This window comes from Aquisalimonas sp. (assembly GCF_007120195.1).
In the GTDB taxonomy this organism is placed as follows: Bacteria; Pseudomonadota; Gammaproteobacteria; order Nitrococcales; family Aquisalimonadaceae; genus Aquisalimonas.
In genome coordinates this window covers 1-18311 of the sequence record NZ_SKOG01000012.1, presented here as the reverse complement: position 1 = coordinate 18311, position 18311 = coordinate 1, and the positions used below count along the sequence as shown (strand labels likewise).

Genomic DNA, 18311 nt, shown 5'->3' with positions numbered 1-18311 from the left:
TGAATGGCCGCTTGGCATATGCGGATCTGGACAAGCCGGGGTGCGGGTTCGACCTGACGTTCGTGACAGAGGAGTCCCTCCTCGTCGACGATTCCGACAGCGACAGTGAGACGACGGTTGGAGGACGGTTGACAGTGACCGCGAACAACAGCGGCGTGACTTACGACGTGGCGTTCACGAACGTAGGTGATATTCTCGTCGACGGTCAGGAGCTTACCGATGCGCACCATCAAGAGGTGCGCAATAACTGTGGCTAACCAAACCCCAGGAGGCGATCGGTTCTAGTAAGACGCAGACTGCTCTGCTCAACGACCGCTCGGGCTTACCTACAATGTCGGCTGTCAACACCTGCTGCCGGGCGTGCTGCAGGCGAGGATGCTGGGGGACGCCGGGAGTATTGCGCACAGTACGGAGTGTTTGTGCCTGACCGAAGCGGCCCCGTCTGGCCTTCGACGCGTGCCGCAAGGCTTGAGACCTACGGCAGGCCCGTTGACATGCCCGATGGGGAACACCGCCTCTCGCCAAAGGTCAACGTTGAGAGGCGCGAGGTGACAGCGCGCCTCGCGGACAACCACGGCGGGAACGGCTTCAAGCTGGGATCACGGGCCGACCTTCCCAGGCCGGGAGGTTGTGGAATACATCGCACCTCAGCCAGCCCATGCATCTGACACAACGATCAAGGAGCTTTTGATGACACAGCGCACACGTAAACGGTTCGTGATTCCCCTGCTCTCCGGGCTGCTTCTGGCGCCGACACTCACTGCCGCGGAGCAGCGGGTGAAAGCCCCGGCCGAGCCGTATGCGCAGAAGGCGACCGCCATGGCCGAGCAGCATGAGTTTGGCGACCCTATGCTGGAGCGGTTCGCGGAAGCCTATGTTGGAGTGGACGAGATCTACCGCGAGTACTCGGGGCGTCTGCAGGCGGCCGTGGCCATCGAAGATGTCCAGAAGCTGCAGCGGGAGGCGAACGATGCACTTCTCGAGGCCATCCAGGTCAGCAACGTCGAGGTACACGAGTACTCGGCCGTGATGGCAGCGCTGGAGCGGGATTCGGTGTTGCGCGAGAAGCTCCTCAGCATGATCGAGGTTCGACGGTAGGGTCGCTGCTCGTCACGCGTTGGGACGCAACTATCTCAGGGCAGCGAGATCCGGCAGGGTATCCACGCCGAGCACCACCCCCGCAGGGTTGGTGTAGATAATGCCTGGCATGCGCCGCCCAGGCGCTGCTCGGCCATGCCAAACTGTGCTCATGCTGGCCTGGGCTATTCGCGACAACCACTGGTGAGATCAATCACGGATCCGGCATCTCCCGTTCCGGGTCAGGCGCTCGGTGCCTCCCACGAGCGCGCACCGCAAACGGCGTTGCGCCGCCACATCGCCCGTGTCTGGATTCAAGTTCAGCGCCGCATAGCGGAAGTCGGGTTCGGCGCGAATAGCTGATGGATTGAGGCCTTGAGGCCCGGCTACTCCGTCTCCTCGAACTCGCTCAAGGTTTCCATGAGCAGCGCTGCCCGGCGGCTGTCCTCGGGCAATTCTTCCACCAGGTCACGGTAGCTGGTCACGTTCTCTGGGGTCAGAAACGGTCCCAACTCCCTGGCGATGGTGCGCGCGGCAAAATGGGCGCCGGAGCGCAGGTTGGACTGCAGGAAGGCGTCAACTGCCTCGCGACGGCCACTCTCGGCGTAACGCTGCAACTCGGGCAGGGCGATTTCGAACAGCTTTTCGTCGTGGTGCTGATCCAAGGCCGTGACGAGGGCGCCCAGGTGCTCATCGGCGGGCGGGAGTTCGCCCAGCGCCTCGATCGCCGCGGCCCGTACGGGCCCGCTGTCGTATTGCAGGGCCTCATGCGCGGCCTCGGCCAATTCGAAGTCACCGATCCGGTGGGCGCGGTGCTGTTCGATAATCATCCGCATGCCGGCGGCCAATCGTTCACCGGCTTCGAAATACTCCGCCCGCGGGTCCGTGTCCTCGCCCAGGGTGCAGTCCGCGACCTTGTAGCACTCCCAAACGTCGCGCATTTCGGCGAGGATCTCGTGGCGCTGGAGATCCTGGGCCTGGCCTTCCGGAAGCGGTTCCGCGGGCGAGGGCGCATCCTCGGGCGGCTTTGTGGATTCGGCCTCAGCGTCGGCTGCTCTGGGGCTGCCGCTTGGCGTCGGCTCAGCCGGTCGCGTCTCCTCCATGGCCGCGTCCGGCTTGGAATCCCCGTCTTCGCGGGGACCTGACCGCTGCCAACCGGCATACACCAACACAAGCACTGCTACCCCGACTACAAACAAAGTGAGACCCCGCGCCCGCGCCTTCTTCCTGTCAGCCCGAGGCATAGAACTGCCACTGCTGCCGGACGTACTTGTCGTAGAAGCCCTCGTCGTTGCGGGCCCAGGTGTGGTTGGGGTCGGTCCAGCGGCAAATCTGGCCCCGTCCGCCGTTGTAGGCCGAATAGGCGGAGCGGGCGCGCTCGTCCCAGGCGTTGGGAGAACTGACACACCATTGACGGGGCGCGCGCTGCCAAGCTTCGTAATAGATGTCCAGGGCGTAGCTCAGGTTCTCGTCCAGCCGCCAGCCAATGCCGGACTGGATGGCATTGGTGTGGAAGCGGTCGTCGACCTGCATCAGGCCGTGTCCGTGACCATTGTCGCCGCGGAGCATGGTCAGCAAACGGCCCGCACTCGCCGAGGCCTCGCGGTAGTGGGTCCAGAAGCTCTCCTGGTGGGCGGTGGCATAGACGGCGCGCCGCCACGCGGCCACTTCCGCGTCGCTGGCATCGGCGCGGCGGCTGCGAAGGTAATCGGCGGCCTGGTCCGCGAGGAAGGCGTACAGTGCGCCCATGTAGCGGATGCGTTCGCTGTCCTGCGGTTCGTCGTCGTCGAAGATGTACGCGTCGAAATTCGAACGAACAACCGCAGCGCTGCCGAACTCCTCGACGTCGCACCCGTATGGCGCGCGGCCGAAGGTCCAGGTACCGCCGACGCGTTGCGGGCATTTCCACCAATCAGATGGCGAGGCGTCGGCGGAGCCGTTCCCGCCGCTCGTGCCGCTCGTGGATTCGAATTCACAGGCGGCAACCAAGGTGAGCAGCGCTGCGAGACCGACCGCTCTGATCCAGCCGTCCAATTGCATCGGCATGCTCCGTTCAATCCGACTGCATGACAATAATCCCGAGCACCCTACATCCAGCCCAGTTGCCCCATGGCATATGACGCGTTCCAGACCTTTGTCACGTGCCGGATGCGACCGTGCTCGAACTCCATGACGTAGACGAACTGCGAATCGGTGCTCCTGCCTGTGGGAGGCACAGGGCCGCCCTCGCCGGTGTGGGTGCCGCGAAACACGGCGTAAGCGCATACGTTGTCCCGCTCGTTATCCACGGCGAGGGACTTGATCTCGTAGCAGCCGTCGGGGAGGGCGTCGAATAACCCCTGCATCCAGTTTGTATACCCTTCCAGGGTGTCGATATCCGCAAGTGGCTCCGCCTGTGCGGCGAAGGTGGCGTCAGCATGGCAGTATTGCTGGCACACGTCCCATCCTCTGCCGGTATCGCAGGCATCGAGGAACTTCCCGGCAGTGTCCATGATTGAACTCATCGGTGCCGCCTCCCGATCATTGGAGAAAGAAAGACCATTTATGATGTCTACGTCCAGTGGGGCCCCATGCGTGGGGCCTTCAGTCTACCCGTAATCACGGAGCGCAGCCTTGGAGTTCATTCCCTTTAATGGCCACAACACGTTGACGTTCCGGCAGATCGACCAGCAGAACAATCTCCCCAAGGGGAGCACATTCCGGCTGTTCAAGCGTTGCCAAGCGTTGCGCGAAGGGCAAGACTTCTTCTACCTGGCGGCGGGCGACGCACCGGAGACCATCGCCCGCTGGCGCGAGGCGGGGCTGATCTATCCGGCGACGGTCAACGTCGTGTTGATCACCGAGTCCGGCTATCGCAAGCTGCAAATGGGCCGGGACTAAAAGCGCCCCAGCCGGCCAGCGCCTCACAGGTCCAGATCGCGGTCCGTGACGGCACCGTAGCTGGCCGAAGACACCAGCTTCGCGTACTTGGCGAGCACACCCCGGCGGTAGCGGGGCTCCGGCTTCTGCCAGCGGCGGCGCCGCTCCGCTAGCTCCTCCTCGGAGACATTGAGCTGCAGCAGGTTGTGTTCGGCATCGATGGTAATGCTGTCACCTTCCTCCACCAGTGCGATGGTACCCCCGACGTACGCCTCAGGGGCGACGTGGCCGACCACCATACCGTAGGTGCCTCCGGAGAAACGGCCATCGGTAATCAGGCCGACGTCGTCGCCGAGCCCGGCGCCGATGATCGCGGACGTGGGTGAGAGCATCTCGCGCATGCCGGGGCCGCCCTTGGGGCCCTCGTAGCGAATCACCAACACATCCCCGGGGTTGATCATGTTGCCGACAATGGCGTCCATGCTCTCCTCCTCGGAGTCGAACACTCGGGCCGGGCCGGTGATGGTCGTCTTCTTGAGCCCGGTGATCTTGGCGACACCGCCTTCCTCCGCCAGATTCCCCTTGAGCACGGCAAGATGCCCCGCCGCGTAGAGCGGTTTTTCCATGGAGCGGATGATGTCCTGGTCCGCCGGTGCCGTGGCGGGTATGTCCGCCAGCACCTCGCGGATGGTCTGCCCGGTGATGGTGAGGCATTCCCCGTGGATGAGGCCGGCCTCCAGGAGCATCTTCATCACCACCGGGGTGCCGCCCACGGCATGGAACTGGCTTGTCACGTAGGTGCCGGAGGGCTTGAGGTCACAGAGTACCGGCGCCTTGCGCCGGATCGCCTCGACGTCGTCGATGGAGAATTCCACCTCCGCGGCACTGGCGATGGCGAGCAGGTGCAGCACGGCGTTGGTCGAGCCGCCCAGGGCCATGACCACGGTGAACGCATTCTCGAAGGCCTTGCGGGTCATGATTTCGCGGGGGCGGCGGTCGGCCTTGATGGCCTCCAGGAGCACCTCGGCCGAGCGCGCGGCCGAGTCGCCCTTCTCGGCGTCCTCCGCGGATTGCGTGGACGAGCCCATCAGGCTCATGCCCATGGCCTCGAAAGCGCTGGACATGGTGTTTGCCGTAAACATGCCGCCGCAGGAGCCCGCGCCGGGGCAGGCGTTTTTCTCCACGCCGAGCAGGTCCTCGTCGCTGAGATTGCCCGAGGAGTACTGGCCCACCGCCTCGAAGACACTGACAATGGTGAGGTCTTGCCCCCGGTAGTTCCCCGGCTTGATGGTGCCGCCGTAGACGAAGATCCCGGGTACATTCATCCGGGCCAGGGCGATCATGGCGCCGGGCATGTTCTTGTCGCAGCCGCCGGTGGCGAGCACACCGTCCATGCTCTGCGCGTTGACCACGGTCTCGATGGAGTCGGCGATCACCTCGCGGGAGACCAGCGAGTACTTCATGCCTTCGGTGCCCATGGAGATGCCGTCCGAGACGGTGATGGTGCCGAATGTCTGCGGCATGGCCCCGGCGTTGCGCAGCGCGGTCTCGGCGCGCTCGGCCAGTGCGCCGATGCCCACGTTGCACGGTGTAATGGTGCTGTGCGCGTTGCCGACGCCGACAATGGGTTTGTCAAAATCCTCGTCCCGGAAACCCACGGCCCGCAACATGGCCCGGTTGGGAGCGCGTTTGTAGCCCTGGGTGACCACCTTGCTTCGGTTGTTGTCAGCCATCGGCTTGTCTCCATCGTTGATCTGTTGTGTTGTTGGCTGTTCAGGGCGGCACGGGAACCGAGCAGCGCTTCCTCAGGCCGCGGCACGGGCGAGTCGACGACCGCAAGACCGTCTATTGTAGCAGTGGCGACGCGTCCAGGGGCGAGCGCCGCGCATTTTCCGGGGTGCGTGTTGTCGCCCAGATGGGCGCGATGGGCGATGCATAACGGCGTCCCCAGGGCGGCATGTTGGACCCTTTGGCGTCGCTCTCGGCATACTAGTGTCCTGTCCCGCAAATAACGTTACGATTGTCGCGGCCCTGACGGCCCCTGGTGTCGTTGCGCCTTCTCGCCGTAGTCCCCGCTACGCCTCGTCGGCGCGCCTTGCCAGGAACCGTCAGGATCCACGCCAATTTTCGCAACGTATTTACGGGACAGGACACTAGTGGCCTTGCGCGTCAGCACACACGTGTCTATGCGCGTTTGATCCAGGAGACCCCGGCGTGGCAGCCACTACCCCCTGGCAGCGGTATCAGGCCGATCTGGAGCACCCGGAGTTCGTTGCCGACCCGGCTCAGCAGGCAGCGGTCGAGGCGCTACAGGACCTGCATGACAGGCTCCGGCAGACGCCGGTGCCGGCGCCGTCCGGCGGGTTGTTGCGCCGCCTTGGCCTGCGCCGCGGCAACACCCGTATCTGGACGCCGGTGAAGGGGCTCTACCTGTGGGGTGGCGTGGGCCGCGGCAAGACCTACCTCATGGATATATTCCACGACACGCTGCCTATCCCGGAAAAGCAGCGCCTGCATTTCCACCGGTTCATGCAGATGGTCCACCATCGTCTCCGGGATCTGGGCAACACCCAGAATCCCCTGGACATCATTGCGCGGGAGTTTGCCCGCGAGACACGGGTGTTGTGCTTCGATGAGTTCTTCGTGTCGGACATCACCGATGCCATGCTGCTGGCAGGGCTGCTCCGTGGGCTCTTTCAAGAAGGCGTCACGCTGGTGGCGACATCGAATATCCCGCCGGAGCGGCTGTACAAGGACGGGCTGCAGCGGGTGCGCTTCCTCCCCGCCATTGAGCTACTGAAGTCACATACCCGGGTCATGGAGCTTGAAGGCGAGACGGACTACCGGCTGCGGTACCTGGAGCAGGCGGAACTCTATCACTGGCCCCTGGACGATGACGCGGAGACGGTCCTTCACGATGAGTTCGTGCATCTCGCCCCGGATACGCCGACCTTCGACACCGGGCTCACCATCGAGGGCCGGGTGATCCCGGTTCGCGGCGTGGCGGACGACGTTGTATGGTTCGATTTCGCTGCCATCTGTGCCGGCCCACGGGGGCATGCCGACTACATCGAATTGGCGAGAATGTTTCACAGTGTGCTGATTTCCAACGTGCCTGCTTTGGACGAGACGCGCGAGGACCAGGCGCGTCGGTTTGTCGCGCTGGTGGACGAATTCTACGATCATGGCGTAAAGCTGATACTGTCAGCCGAGGTGCCGTTGGAGCGGCTCTACCAGGGGACGCGGTTGCGATTCGAGTTCGAGCGCACGCACAGTCGGCTCCAGGAGATGCAATCCCACGCTTATCTGGCAAGCGCCCACTGGGCCGGCTGAGGGGGTGACTGCACGCAGCGACGGAGGTAGTACGTGGCGGATCTGCTCGATCGGATTCTGGAGGCACACGGCGGTGCGCAGCGCTGGCAGGGCGTGCACTCGGTTCTGGCCAGGGTCTCCATTGGCGGGCTGGGTTTTGCCTCGCGGCTCCAGGGGAACCCGCTCAAGGATGTCGAGGTGACGGTCACCACGGCCTGGCCAAGTATCGCACTGGCCGAATGGCCGCGAACGGGGCAGACGGGCTATTGCCAACCGAGCCGCATCTGGATCGAGGAGGCTCACGGGGCCCTGGTCGACGAGCGCAGTGCTCCCGGGGCGACGTTCCGCTCGGTGCCCCACTGGCTTTGGTGGGACCAATTGGATGTTCTCTATTATTGCGGCAACGTGATCTGGCAGAGCCTGTGTCTGCCTTTTACGATGAATCGCGAGGGGTGTACGGTGCGCGAGCTCTCACCCCTGGACATCGGTGATGAAAAGCTGCAACGCCTTGCAGTGATCTATCCAGACGATATTCCCAGTGTGCGCAGTGACCATGTCTTCCATGCCGACGCCACGGGTCTGCTGCGGCGAGTCGATTTCTCGCCGCTATTCGGCGGGCCATGGGTGCAGGCCTCGCAAGTCCTCAGCGCCTTCGAGACGGTGTCCGGATTCAACTGCGCCACCCGGCACCGGGTCTACCCCTGTATGCCCGGCGGGCGGGTGCTCCCGGTTGGGCCGCTGGGGTGGATGGATGTGGAGGATATTACCTTCGCATGGTCCTGATCCGGAGTTGTCAGCATATGCTTACCGAGTTGTGAGCATGTGCTTACATCACTTCAGGCTTTGTTCGCTAAACCTTTGGCGGATCTTGAGGATTGTGGCTTGTCCACCGAACCTGTGGATAATTCTGTGGATGACGCGTTGAAACCATCGGCTAAACCCCGTGAAGAGCGCCTCGGTGTTGGGATGTTCATTTTTTCGTCATTTTTAATAAGGCTTTCCAATCAATGCGTTACGAACTTGCCTCGGTGCCCCCGCCGCAGACTGGTACCGAGGTGGTCCGGGTTCGATCTCCCCCGGAGGGGTGTGTATAAGTCTCCATCCCGGCGCACCTTTGCGTGGGCTTGTCAAGGGGCAAGAACGCCAGCTGTTAGGTTTCTTCGTCCAGCGCAGTGACGTGCGCGGCAACGCACTCGGCGAGGACGCGCAGGTTGTAGCCGCCTTCCAGGGTGGAGATGAGCCAGCCGTGGCCGAAACGGTTGGCAACCGCGGCAATCTCCCGTGTCGCCCAGGTCAGGTCCTGCTCGTCGAGTTCCATTGTGGCCAGTGGGTCGGCATGGTGCGCGTCGAATCCAGCGGAGATAAACGTCAACTCGGGGCCGAACGCCCGCAGGCCCGGGATGACCCGGTCGCGGAAGGCGTCACGAAACTCCTGGGAACCGGTCATCGGCGGCAGTGGGACGTTCAGAATGTTGGGGGCGCCGGGGACCGGGCCCCGGCCTGTGCCGGGGAACAGCGGGAACTCGTGCGTTGAGGCATAGTAGAGGCCGCGTTGGCCGGCGAACATGGTCTGGGTGCCGTTGCCGTGGTGGACGTCGAAATCAACCACGGCAACCCGCTCGATGTGGTGGACCGCCCGCGCATGGGCCGCGGCAACGGCCACGTTGTTGAACAGGCAAAAGCCCATGGCATGATCCGGCTCGGCATGGTGGCCCGGGGGGCGGACCGCACAGAATATCCGCGTCGCCTCACCCGCCATGACCATATCCACCGCGGCACAGACAGCGCCTGCCGCACGCAGCGCTGCTTCGCCGGAGTCGGGGCAGATCACCGTGTCGCCATCGAGCGCGTCGAATCCCCGGCTCGGAATGGCGCGCAGGACGTTGTCCACGTAGGTCGCGTCGTGGACACGCACGAGCTGCTCCCGCTGGGCGCGCGGCGCCTCCTTCCAGTGAAGTCCGGCGAAGTCCGGCTCGCGCAGCCGCGCAAGGACTGCCTCCAGACGTTTCGGAGACTCTGGATGCCCCGCACCGGTGTCGTGCCGCAGACAGCTGTCATGGGTGATAATCCATGTGTGCATCGGGCCACCTCGCTCGCTAGCAGTGGGGGTAATAGTAGCGCAAAGGCCCGAGACCGTGCGCCGCGCTCCATGCGGAGCGTGCCCAGGGAGAGCCGCTGCCTTCCCCGTGGTTGTGTTTATGCAAGTTCGAACCGATAGAGTGCTACTTCTCCGAGCAAATTCGGAAAAATCTGGGCGCGGGCGCGCTTGCGGTGTGCGTTGTCGATAAACGCGCGCTCCAGAATCCGGATGCCCATGGCGTCACACAGGGTCTCGAAGTCGCGCACCGTGCACAGGTGGATATTGGGGCTGTTGTACCAATCCCAGCCGGGGTCCCCGCTCACTGGCATGCGTCCGCCCAAGGCCAGCCGCATCCGTGAACGCCAGTGACCCAGGTTGGAAAAGGTGACGATACCTTCGCGCCCGACGCGCAGCATCTCGTCCAAAAGGTGTTCGGGGTAGCGCACGGCCTGCAGGGTCTGGGTCATGACGACGTAGTCGAAGGAGGCCGGGTCAAAGTCCTTGAGGCCCTCGTCCAGGTCCGTCTGGATCACCGGGATGCCCTTCTCCACGCACCCGCGGATGTTTTCCGGGTCGATCTCCAGCCCATACCCGATGACGTCCCGGGTGTCGCGCAGATAGCGCAGTAGCAGGCCCTCCCCGCAGCCCAGGTCCAGTGCCCGGGAGCCTGGTCGGACCCATTCGCTGATCAGCGCCAGTTCGGAGCGGACACTCATGCGCCCACCTCCCTCGCCACGCGGACCATGTAGGCGCGACACAGATCCCGGTAGACGGGAATCGGCATGAGGAACGAGTCGTGTCCTTGGGGGGCCTCGATCTCCGAGTAGGTGACCCGCTTGTTGCCGTCCTGTAGCGCCCGCACGATCTCCCGGGAACGGTTGGACGGGAAGCGCCAGTCGCTGGTAAACGAGAGAATCAGGAACGAGGCGGTGACATGCTTGAGTGCTGCCGCCAGGTTGTCGCCATGTTCAGCCGCCGGGTCGAAATAATCCAGCGCCTTGGTCATGAGCAGGTATGTGTTGGCGTCGAAATGGTTCACGAAAGTCTCGGCCTGGTAGCGCAGATAGCTCTCGACCTCGAACTCCACATCGTAGTTGAAATTGATCTTCCCCTCGCGCAGTTCGCGCCCGAACTTGGCGCGCAGCGCGTCTTCAGAGAGATACGTGATATGGCCAAGCATGCGGGCCAGGGCCAGGCCGCGGCGGGGAACCACGCCGAACTCGCCATATCGGCCTTCATGGAACTCGGGGTCGTGAAGGATGGCCTGACGGGCCACTTCATTGAAGGCAATGTTCTGCGCCGAGAGCTTGGGCGCTGCAGCAATGACGACCGCGTGCCGTGTGCGCTCCGGGAAGTCGATCGCCCATTGCAGCGCCTGCATGCCCCCGAGGCTGCCGCCAACGACCGCCGCCCATTGGTCGATGCCGAGGGCGTCCGCCAGGCGAGCCTGGCTGCGGACCCAGTCCGGCACGGTCACCATGGGGAAGTCGGCCCCATAGCGGGTCCCGGTTTCCGGGTTGACGCTGATGGGGCCAGTGGACCCCCGGCAGCCGCCGAGATTGTTATTGCAGACCAGGAAGAAGCGGTCGGTATCCAGGGGTTTTCCCGGGCCGATGAAAGTTTCCCACCAGCCGGGTTTGGCGTCCTGCATTGAGTGATAGCCAGCGGCATGGTGGTCCCCGGACAGGGCATGGGTGACCAGCACGGCGTTCGAGGCATCGGCGTTGAGTTCGCCGTAGGTCTCGAACACCAGATCATAGGAAGGCAGCGTGCGCCCGCAGTCCAACTCGAGCGGTTGGTCGATATGGAGCGTCTGTGGTGTCACGAGGCCGACGGAGTCGGCTGGAAATTGTTCGGACATCCGATCCGTAGCGGCTTGCTGGCAAAGAGCACTGAGTCTACTGGGGGGCTCCCGGAGTGACAACCGCCATCACCGCCCCGGGCTTAGAGGAAGACCAGCGCCAGGTCCCGCAGCGGCATGATCAGCACCATCTTGATCAGCTGGATGCCGACGAGCACCGCGATGGGCGAGAGATCCAAGCCGCCGATCGACGGTATGATCCGCCGCGCCGGGGCGAGCACAGGCTCGGCAAGGTTGTCGATGACGCCGATAGCCGGGTTGTAGTGGCCGGGGTTCACCCAACTGAGGATAACCCGGATGATCACCACCACGAGGAAGACATTGAGAAGCAGGTTGAGGAGTTCTGCCACGGAGCGCACGAACAAGAACCCGGCGCTCACATTGGTGCCGTTGATCCAGTACACCAGCGCCAGGGTGCAGAACTGCAGTAGCAGCATCAGGACGATCGCCGAGGTGTCCGCCCGACCAATGGGCGGGATCACGCGCCGCAGAGGCTGCAGCGGCGGCTGGGTAACCCGGATCAGGAACTGTGAAATCGGGTTACGGTAGTCGGCACGCACCCACTGCAGCAGGAATCGCAGCATGACGGCCAGGATGTAAAGGCCAAAGAGCGTGTTGACGAGAAAGGCGAGGGGATCCGTGAGGTACTGTCCCGACATGCGCGGCTCCAGGTGTCATTGGCTGCAACCGCCGAACGCATCGCATGGCGCGGCGGTTGGCGTTGTTGCTGTGAGTGGGTGGTTACTGCTGACCTAGTTCGTTGCCCAGGGCATTGGCCCGGTCAGCGGCGGCTCGCAGCGCCTGGCGGACCAGATCCCGCAAGCCGCCGTCCTCGAAGGTCCTGATGGCCTGCTCTGTGGTGCCGCCGGGGGAGGTCACCCGGCGACGCAGTGTACAGGCATCGTCGTCACTTTCCAGCGCCATCTTCGCTGCCCCCAGGGCTGTCTGCAGTGACAACAACCGTGCCGTCTCGCGGGGGAGCCCCAGCTCCGTGCCCGCGTCCTCCATGAGCTCCATGAGCAGGAAGAAATAGGCCGGGCCGCTGCCGGAGACGGCCGTGACCGCGTCCATCAGGCTTTCGTCGTCGAGCCAGCAGGTGAGGCCGACGGCCCGCATCAACGACTCGGCGAGGCTGCGTTGCCCAGCGGTGACCTGCGCGTTGGCATAAAGGGCCGTGGCGCCGGACTGCACCAGCGACGGCGTATTGGGCATGGTGCGCACCACCGGCAGACCGGCGCCCAACCACTGGGAGAGATCGGCTTCACGGATGCCCGCGGCAATGGAAATGGCGACTGCCCGGTCCTCGGCGAGTTGCGGGCCGAGCTGCGCGGCGACGTCACGGATGATCTGCGGCTTCACCGCGAGCACCACAGCATTGGCCCCCCGCGCCGCATCGACATTGTCGGCGGTGACGTATACCCCGAAGGCGCTCGCCAGCGCTGCCCGCTGCTCCGCACCGGGGTCGGCAACGCGGATGCGTTCTGATGGGAAGCCGTCGGCAATGAGACCGCCGATCAAGCTACGGGCCATGTTGCCGCCGCCAATGAAAGCAATGATCTGATTATCCACGGTGGGTAAGCTCCTCAGTTATCCAGGGGCCCGCGTCGGTTCAATCCCGAGGGCCGAAGATATCGCTACCGACTCTCACCAGGGTGCTGCCTTCGGCGATGGCCGCCTCCAGGTCCGCAGACATTCCCATGGACAGTGTATCCAGAGGAAAGCCGCGCTGCTCCAGCTCTTCCTTCAGCTCGCGGAGCCGGCGGAACGGCTCGCGCTGCAACTCAGGGTCGTCGCAGGGTGCGGGAATGCACATCAGACCCCGCAGCCGCAGCCCTGGCAGCGTCGCCACGGCATCGCTCAGGGCCGGCAAGGCCTGCGGTTGCAGGCCGGACTTGCTCGTTTCCCCGCTGGCATTGACCTGCAGACAGACGTTAAGCGGTGAGAGGGCCTCGGGACGTTGCTCGGATAGTCGCCGTGCGATCTTTTCGCGCTCCACACTGTGAACCCAGTCAAAGTGTGAAGCCACCAATTTTGTTTTATTGGACTGTAACGGCCCAATGAAATGCCATTCGGCGTCGGACGAGGCCAGTAGCTCCTGCTTTTCCCGGGCGTCCTGGACGTAATTCTCGCCGAATGCCATCTGCCCGGCGGCCATGGCGGCGCGGATGGCATCCACGGGTTTGGTCTTGCTGACAGCGAGAAGGTGGACACTGCCTGGAGGGCGGTGAAACCGCTCCTCTGCCGTCCGGATGCGGGCCCGCACCCGGGCGAGACGTTCGGCGATCTGGGTCATGTTGCCTGGTTCCGGTATCACGGGGCGGTTGGGTGGCCAAGTGGTCTGCGCAGGGCGCCGGGCGCTTACATACGAACATCGATCCGAATATTAATTGACAGCGCAGAGGATGCCCTATGGATATTGCCGACCTGCTCGCCTTTGGCGTAAAAAACGATGCCTCCGACCTCCACCTGTCGTCGGGATTGCCGCCAATGATACGTGTGGATGGCGACGTGCGTCGAATCAACCTCCCGGCAATGGAGCACCAGGAGGTGCATCGACTCATCTACGACATCATGAACGACAAGCAGCGCCGCGATTTCGAAGAGTTCCTGGAGACAGACTTCTCCTTCGAGATTCCCAACCTGGCGCGCTTTCGTGTTAACGCCTTTAACCAGAATCGTGGGGCCGCGGCGGTTTTCCGGACCATCCCCTCCACCGTGCTCACCCTCGAGGAACTGGGCGCACCGCCCATCTTCCGCGACATCTCGGACAATCCGCGCGGGATGGTGCTGGTGACCGGGCCCACGGGCTCGGGTAAATCCACCACCCTGGCGGCGATGGTCAACTACAAGAACGAGTGCTACCACGAGCATATCCTCACCATCGAGGATCCCATCGAATTCGTGCACGAGTCCAAGAAATCCCTGGTCAATCAGCGTGAGGTCCACCGGGATACCATGGGGTTCTCCGAGGCCCTGCGCTCGGCCCTGCGTGAGGACCCGGACGTGGTGTTGGTTGGGGAGCTGCGCGACCTGGAGACGATCCGCCTCGCCCTCACGGCGGCGGAGACTGGTCACCTGGTCTTCGGAACGTTGCATACCAGTTCCGCGGCCAAGACCATCGATCGCATAATCGACGTATTCCCGGCGGCGGAGAAGTCCATGGTGCGGTCCATGCTGTCGGAATCCCTGCGCGCGGTCATCTCCCAGTCATTGCTGAAGAAAGTCGGCGGCGGCCGGGTGGCAGCGCACGAGATCATGATCGGCACCCCCGCTATCCGCAACCTGATCCGCGAGGACAAGGTTGCGCAGATGTACTCCTCCATCCAGACGGGGCAGGCACTGGGCATGCAGACACTCGATCAGTGCCTGCAGCAGCTGGTGCGCCGGGGCCTGATCACAAAACAGGATGCCGCCACCAAGGCGACGAACAAGGAACAGTTCAACTGACCGCTCCCGGGAATCGTCACCGCCCTAGTGGTCAATGGAGGAAACAATGGATTTCAACGCGTTGCTCGAGTTCATGGTCAACAAGAAGGGCTCCGACTTGTTTATCACCGCCGGCATGCCGCCGTGCATGAAGATCGCGGGCCGGGTGACACCGGTGACCAAGGGCAGGCTGTCGCCGGATCAGGCCCGGCAGCTGGTGCTGTCAATCATGAGCGACGCCCAGAAGCGGGAGTTCGAAGAGCTCCGGGAATGCAACTTTGCCATCAGTGCCACCGGCCTGGGACGCTTCCGTGTCAGCGCGTTCTACCAGCGCAACCACACGGGCATGGTGTTGCGGCGCATCGAGAGCACAATTCCATCACTTGACGAGTTGGGGCTGCCGCCGGTGCTACGCGAGCTGGCCATGACCAAGCGCGGGCTGGTGATGTTCGTCGGCGCCACGGGCACGGGCAAATCCACCTCCCTGGCCTCCATGATCAGCCACCGCAATCAGAACAGCACCGGGCACATTATCACCATCGAGGACCCAATCGAGTTTATCCATCATCACCAGGGCTGCATCATCACCCAGCGCGAGGTGGGAATCGACACGGAGTCCTTCGAGGTGGCCTTGAAGAATACCCTGCGTCAGGCCCCCGACGTCATTCTGATTGGCGAGATCCGCACCCGGGAGACCATGGACTACGCCATGGCGTTCGCCGAGACCGGCCACCTGTGCCTCGCCACCCTGCACGCCAACAACGCCAACCAGGCCATGGACCGTATCGTCAACTTCTTCCCGCCGGAGCGTCACAATCAGCTGTTCATGGACCTGTCCCTGAACCTCAAGGGCGTTGTGGCTCAGCAGCTGGTGCCCACGCCGGACGGCAGCGGGCGTGTGCCTGCCATCGAGGTGCTCCTGGGCACACCGCTGGTCCAGGACAAGCTGCGCAACGGCGAAGTCAATGAGCTCAAGGAGATTATGAAGCGTTCCAACGAGCAGGGCATGCGCACGTTCGACCAGCACCTCTACGCCCTCTATCAGGAAGGGCGTATTACTTACGATGATGCGATCCGCTACGCCGATTCCGCCAACGAGGTGCGCCTGCAGGCGAAGTTGGGATCCGAGGACGCCACGAAGCCGAGCTACTCCGCGGCGGCCGACGACATGAGCCTTGCGGACGAAGGGGGCTGAGCTGCCGCGCTCAATGCTGGCGTGCGGCGGCCCAAGGGTTAGCCATCCTCAGGAGGGGCTTGATCCCACCAGGGCCTTGCCCGTTCCAGCTGCCCGGCCAGGCGCAATAACAGCCCTTCACTGCCCACTGGCCCGGCGAGCTGAGTGCCTATCGGCAGCCCGTCGTCGGTCCAGTGAAGCGGCACGGACATGGCCGGGGTGCCGGTGAGGTTGGCCAGTTGCGTGAATGGGGTGCGCTCCAGGCTGCGAAAGGCGAGCTTGTCTACGATCCCCGTTTTCATGAGCAGCCGTCCCGCGTTCAGGCGCAACAGCGGGCGCAGGGCCAGTTGTTGCGCGCGGGGTGTGTCCATTTCGCCGATGCGCGCGGGCAGGTCGGCGACCGTGGGCGTCAGGTACAGGTCGTAGTCGCCAAAGAACGCCCCGAGGGCGCGGCCGAAGCGGTTCCATTCCTGACGGGCACTGACGTACTCACCGCTGTTGAGCGCTCGGCCGAGCATGGCCAGGGCCCGGGTATCGAGTTCGAAATCGTGCGCCCGCCCGGTTGCCACCATTGCGGCGGCCTGCCCAAAATTCAGCGTGAGGTAACAGCGGGCCAGCGCCATGCCGTCCACGGCAGGTTCGGCCTCCACCACCGTGTGTCCGAGTGCTTGCAATAGCTCTGCTGCTGCTTCGGCGGCGCAGCGGCACTCCGGATGCACCCGTCCACCAATGGGCGAGCGTGTACTCAGGGCGATGCGCAAGTGCCCCGGGGGGCGGCCGGGTTCGTCGGCATAGGGTCGTTCCGGTGGCGCCACATGGAACGGGGCACCCACGTCCGGCCCGGCAAGAATATCGAGCATGGTTGCACTGTCACGCACGCTGCGGGTGAGCACATGGTCGCTGACCGCACCCTCCCAGAGCTCGCCGAAGCGCGGCCCTGCTGGCACGCGGCCGCGCCCCGGGCGCAGACCGAACAGGCCGCAATAGGCGGCGGGGATTCTGATGGAGCCGCCGCCGTCGTTTGCGCCCGCCATGGGCACGATGCCCGCGGCGACGGCGGCCGCCGAGCCACCGCTGGACCCACCGGGGGTGCGCGCGGGGTCCCAGGGGTTGCGGGTGGCGCCGAAGGTGCGGTTCTCGGTGCTTGCCTTGAAGCCAAGTTCGGGCGTGTTGGTCTTGCCGAACGTGACCAGGCCTGCGCTGGTCGCACGGGCCACGAAGCTGGCATCCTCGGCCACCGGCGTTGCAGCGAATGCGCGCGAGCCCATGCTTGTGGGTGATCCGGCCACATCCTGCGCCAAGTCCTTGACTAAAAAGGGAACGCCGGCGAATGGGCCGGTCAGCGGTTGCTGCACCTGGGTATCGGCGCGCTCGTCCAGGGGGCGGTTGATGGCATTGATGGTGGTGGCTGTCTGCGCCGCCCGCTGCCGGGCCAGCTCCAGCAGCCGCTGGGGGGTGACTTCGCCGTTAGCCACCCGCTTGGCCAGTGCCGTGGCATCATGTCGCCGGTATTCGTCGAATTGCATGCCAGACCTTCTTACACGGGAGTTACGAATGGACACAAACGCGCCCCCGGGCCGGCACGATTATCCGGTCTTTCACAGCATTACGACGCGCTGGACGGACAACGACATTTACGGCCACGTGAACAACGTGACGTATTATTCGTATTTCGATACCGCCGTAAACCACTATCTTATCGAGCGAGGCGGACTGGACATCCACAATGGCCAAATCGTTGGGCTGGTGGTGAGTTCCGGCTGCACATACCTGCGTCCCCTCGCTTTCCCGGAGCGTATCGAAGCGGGGTTGCGGGTCGATCGACTGGGTAACAGCTCGGTGCGGTACGGCGTCGGCATCTTTCATGAGGGCGAAGCCGACGTCTGTGCGTTCGGCCATTTCGTCCACGTATTCGTGGATCGCCGGGAAAATCGCTCGGTGCCCATTCCGAAACCCATCCGTGATGCGCTGGAACCTCTATGCGTTTCCTCCGACTAAACTCTAGGGAAGCGCAAACTGGTGGTCGAGTGGCGCGAGACGTCCAGGATCGTCAGTGCGCTGCGCACAGCCTGAAGAAGGCGGGAGGTCCCATGCAGTACTGGGTGCGTCGATACGGAATTGGGTTGCTCGTGGCGCTGTCCGTCGGTGTGCTGAGCACTCTGGCTCAGGCCCGGGATCTCGCCATGGACCCGGAGGACATGATCGCGGTGGAACTGGCGACCGTCGGGGTGGATCGCGCCGGCGGCGCACCGGTGGTGCTGCTGCGCGAGCCCGACTCCGGTGATGTGGTGCCGATTCATATCGGTTTTGCCGAGGCCCGCGCTATTTTAATGGAGCAGCACGGCGTGCCCGTCCCCCGCCCGCAGACCCACGACCTGGTCGGCAGCATCCTTCAGGGCCTGGACGCCACCCTGGAGCGGGTGTTCGTGGATAATCTGGCTGACGGCATCTACTACGGCATGCTGGAGCTGTCGGTTGCCGGCCAGGACGCCCCCGTCCATGTCGACACTCGCCCCAGCGAC

20 protein-coding genes are annotated in these 18311 nt (G+C 63.9%); 9 read left to right on the top strand and 11 right to left on the bottom strand.

Features of this window, described 5'->3' with window-relative positions; translation table 11 throughout:
* Both QZT63_RS01735 and QZT63_RS01730 read left to right on the top strand, forming a co-directional pair.
* Nucleotides 1–257, top strand: a 257-nt coding sequence (locus tag QZT63_RS01735) for a hypothetical protein (RefSeq protein WP_290648036.1), incomplete at its 5' end; no start/stop codon positions are given.
* Between the two features lie 433 nt (nt 258–690).
* Complete coding sequence (locus tag QZT63_RS01730) at nt 691–1098, top strand: DUF4168 domain-containing protein (protein WP_290648034.1); 408 nt, start codon at nt 691–693, stop codon at nt 1096–1098.
* Between the two features lie 365 nt (nt 1099–1463).
* On the opposite strand, the gene QZT63_RS01725 is transcribed toward QZT63_RS01730, so the two are convergent.
* From QZT63_RS01725 to QZT63_RS01715, 3 genes are all read right to left on the bottom strand, one after another.
* Nucleotides 1464–2180 (bottom strand): hypothetical protein, encoded by a 717-nt coding sequence (locus tag QZT63_RS01725; RefSeq protein WP_290648032.1) that lies wholly within the window; start codon nt 2178–2180, stop codon nt 1464–1466.
* Between the two features lie 127 nt (nt 2181–2307).
* Complete coding sequence (locus QZT63_RS01720; protein WP_290648030.1) at nt 2308–3117, bottom strand: hypothetical protein; 810 nt, start codon at nt 3115–3117, stop codon at nt 2308–2310.
* A gap of 47 nt (nt 3118–3164) precedes the next feature.
* Nucleotides 3165–3581: an ester cyclase gene (locus QZT63_RS01715; RefSeq protein WP_290648028.1), complete on the bottom strand. Its 417-nt coding sequence runs from the start codon at nt 3579–3581 to the stop codon at nt 3165–3167.
* 109 nt (nt 3582–3690) lie between these two features.
* Here QZT63_RS01715 and QZT63_RS01710 point away from each other — a divergent pair, with 109 nt between their 5' ends.
* The gene (locus tag QZT63_RS01710) at nt 3691–3957 is read left to right on the top strand and encodes a hypothetical protein (RefSeq protein WP_290648026.1); all 267 of its coding nucleotides are present in this window, start codon (nt 3691–3693) and stop codon (nt 3955–3957) included.
* 23 nt (nt 3958–3980) lie between these two features.
* Here QZT63_RS01710 and ilvD read toward each other — a convergent pair whose 3' ends face one another.
* Nucleotides 3981–5669 (bottom strand): dihydroxy-acid dehydratase, encoded by a 1689-nt coding sequence (gene ilvD, locus QZT63_RS01705; protein ID WP_290648025.1) that lies wholly within the window; start codon nt 5667–5669, stop codon nt 3981–3983.
* A 481-nt stretch (nt 5670–6150) separates the two neighbouring features.
* Between ilvD and zapE the strand changes: the two genes are divergently transcribed.
* Together zapE and QZT63_RS01695 are read left to right on the top strand one after the other, a co-directional pair.
* Nucleotides 6151–7269, top strand: coding sequence for a cell division protein ZapE (gene zapE / locus QZT63_RS01700; RefSeq protein ID WP_290648023.1), 1119 nt, complete (start codon nt 6151–6153; stop codon nt 7267–7269).
* A 33-nt stretch (nt 7270–7302) separates the two neighbouring features.
* Nucleotides 7303–8031 carry a hypothetical protein gene (locus QZT63_RS01695; RefSeq protein WP_290648021.1) on the top strand — a complete coding sequence of 243 codons (729 nt, stop codon included), beginning with the start codon at nt 7303–7305 and terminating at the stop codon, nt 8029–8031.
* Nucleotides 8032–8398: 367 nt separating this feature from the next.
* Here QZT63_RS01695 and QZT63_RS01690 read toward each other — a convergent pair whose 3' ends face one another.
* The 6 genes from QZT63_RS01690 to QZT63_RS01665 all read right to left on the bottom strand — a co-directional run bounded on the left by QZT63_RS01690 (nt 8399) and on the right by QZT63_RS01665 (nt 13482).
* Complete coding sequence (locus QZT63_RS01690) at nt 8399–9328, bottom strand: histone deacetylase family protein (protein ID WP_290648019.1); 930 nt, start codon at nt 9326–9328, stop codon at nt 8399–8401.
* 116 nt (nt 9329–9444) lie between these two features.
* Nucleotides 9445–10044: a methionine biosynthesis protein MetW gene (gene metW / locus QZT63_RS01685; protein WP_290648017.1), complete on the bottom strand. Its 600-nt coding sequence runs from the start codon at nt 10042–10044 to the stop codon at nt 9445–9447.
* Entirely contained in the window at nt 10041–11189 is a 1149-nt protein-coding gene (locus QZT63_RS01680; protein WP_290648016.1) for a homoserine O-acetyltransferase, read from the bottom strand. The genes metW and QZT63_RS01680 overlap by 4 nt, the downstream gene beginning before the upstream one ends.
* 83 nt (nt 11190–11272) lie before the next feature.
* Entirely contained in the window at nt 11273–11848 is a 576-nt protein-coding gene (locus QZT63_RS01675; RefSeq protein WP_290648014.1) for a YggT family protein, read from the bottom strand.
* 82 nt (nt 11849–11930) lie between these two features.
* Nucleotides 11931–12758 carry a pyrroline-5-carboxylate reductase gene (gene proC / locus QZT63_RS01670; RefSeq protein WP_290648012.1) on the bottom strand — a complete coding sequence of 276 codons (828 nt, stop codon included), beginning with the start codon at nt 12756–12758 and terminating at the stop codon, nt 11931–11933.
* Between the two features lie 40 nt (nt 12759–12798).
* Complete coding sequence (locus QZT63_RS01665; protein WP_290648010.1) at nt 12799–13482, bottom strand: YggS family pyridoxal phosphate-dependent enzyme; 684 nt, start codon at nt 13480–13482, stop codon at nt 12799–12801.
* Nucleotides 13483–13598: 116 nt separating this feature from the next.
* On the opposite strand from QZT63_RS01665, the gene QZT63_RS01660 reads away from it, so the two are divergent.
* Together QZT63_RS01660 and QZT63_RS01655 are read left to right on the top strand one after the other, a co-directional pair.
* A complete protein-coding gene (locus QZT63_RS01660) occupies nt 13599–14636 on the top strand; it encodes a type IV pilus twitching motility protein PilT (protein ID WP_290648008.1) in 1038 nt (345 codons plus the stop codon).
* Nucleotides 14637–14682: 46 nt separating this feature from the next.
* Entirely contained in the window at nt 14683–15810 is a 1128-nt protein-coding gene (locus QZT63_RS01655) for a PilT/PilU family type 4a pilus ATPase (protein ID WP_290648007.1), read from the top strand.
* A gap of 38 nt (nt 15811–15848) precedes the next feature.
* On the opposite strand, the gene QZT63_RS01650 is transcribed toward QZT63_RS01655, so the two are convergent.
* The gene (locus QZT63_RS01650) at nt 15849–17315 is read right to left on the bottom strand and encodes an amidase (protein WP_290648005.1); all 1467 of its coding nucleotides are present in this window, start codon (nt 17313–17315) and stop codon (nt 15849–15851) included.
* Between the two features lie 28 nt (nt 17316–17343).
* Between QZT63_RS01650 and QZT63_RS01645 the strand changes: the two genes are divergently transcribed.
* Both QZT63_RS01645 and QZT63_RS01640 read left to right on the top strand, forming a co-directional pair.
* On the top strand, nt 17344–17787 hold the full coding sequence (locus QZT63_RS01645) for a thioesterase family protein (RefSeq protein ID WP_290648004.1): 444 nt from the start codon (nt 17344–17346) through the stop codon (nt 17785–17787).
* A gap of 92 nt (nt 17788–17879) precedes the next feature.
* Nucleotides 17880–18311 (top strand): bifunctional nuclease family protein (locus tag QZT63_RS01640; RefSeq protein WP_290648002.1); only part of this gene is annotated, 432 nt, incomplete at its 3' end.

What these genes read in the sequence shown, in the direction of transcription:
- QZT63_RS01730 (WP_290648034.1), top strand. Translation starts at nt 691, where the DNA reads ATGACACAGCGCACACGTAAACGGTTCGTGATTCCCCTGCTCTCCGGG.
- QZT63_RS01725 (WP_290648032.1), bottom strand. Translation starts at nt 2,180, where the DNA reads ATGGAGGAGACGCGACCGGCTGAGCCGACGCCAAGCGGCAGCCCCAGA.
- QZT63_RS01720 (WP_290648030.1), bottom strand. Translation starts at nt 3,117, where the DNA reads ATGCAATTGGACGGCTGGATCAGAGCGGTCGGTCTCGCAGCGCTGCTC.
- QZT63_RS01715 (WP_290648028.1), bottom strand. Translation starts at nt 3,581, where the DNA reads ATGAGTTCAATCATGGACACTGCCGGGAAGTTCCTCGATGCCTGCGAT.
- ilvD (WP_290648025.1), bottom strand. Translation starts at nt 5,669, where the DNA reads ATGGCTGACAACAACCGAAGCAAGGTGGTCACCCAGGGCTACAAACGC.
- QZT63_RS01690 (WP_290648019.1), bottom strand. Translation starts at nt 9,328, where the DNA reads ATGCACACATGGATTATCACCCATGACAGCTGTCTGCGGCACGACACC.
- metW (WP_290648017.1), bottom strand. Translation starts at nt 10,044, where the DNA reads ATGAGTGTCCGCTCCGAACTGGCGCTGATCAGCGAATGGGTCCGACCA.
- QZT63_RS01680 (WP_290648016.1), bottom strand. Translation starts at nt 11,189, where the DNA reads ATGTCCGAACAATTTCCAGCCGACTCCGTCGGCCTCGTGACACCACAG.
- QZT63_RS01675 (WP_290648014.1), bottom strand. Translation starts at nt 11,848, where the DNA reads ATGTCGGGACAGTACCTCACGGATCCCCTCGCCTTTCTCGTCAACACG.
- QZT63_RS01665 (WP_290648010.1), bottom strand. Translation starts at nt 13,482, where the DNA reads ATGACCCAGATCGCCGAACGTCTCGCCCGGGTGCGGGCCCGCATCCGG.
- QZT63_RS01660 (WP_290648008.1), top strand. Translation starts at nt 13,599, where the DNA reads ATGGATATTGCCGACCTGCTCGCCTTTGGCGTAAAAAACGATGCCTCC.
- QZT63_RS01655 (WP_290648007.1), top strand. Translation starts at nt 14,683, where the DNA reads ATGGATTTCAACGCGTTGCTCGAGTTCATGGTCAACAAGAAGGGCTCC.
- QZT63_RS01650 (WP_290648005.1), bottom strand. Translation starts at nt 17,315, where the DNA reads ATGCAATTCGACGAATACCGGCGACATGATGCCACGGCACTGGCCAAG.
- QZT63_RS01645 (WP_290648004.1), top strand. Translation starts at nt 17,344, where the DNA reads ATGGACACAAACGCGCCCCCGGGCCGGCACGATTATCCGGTCTTTCAC.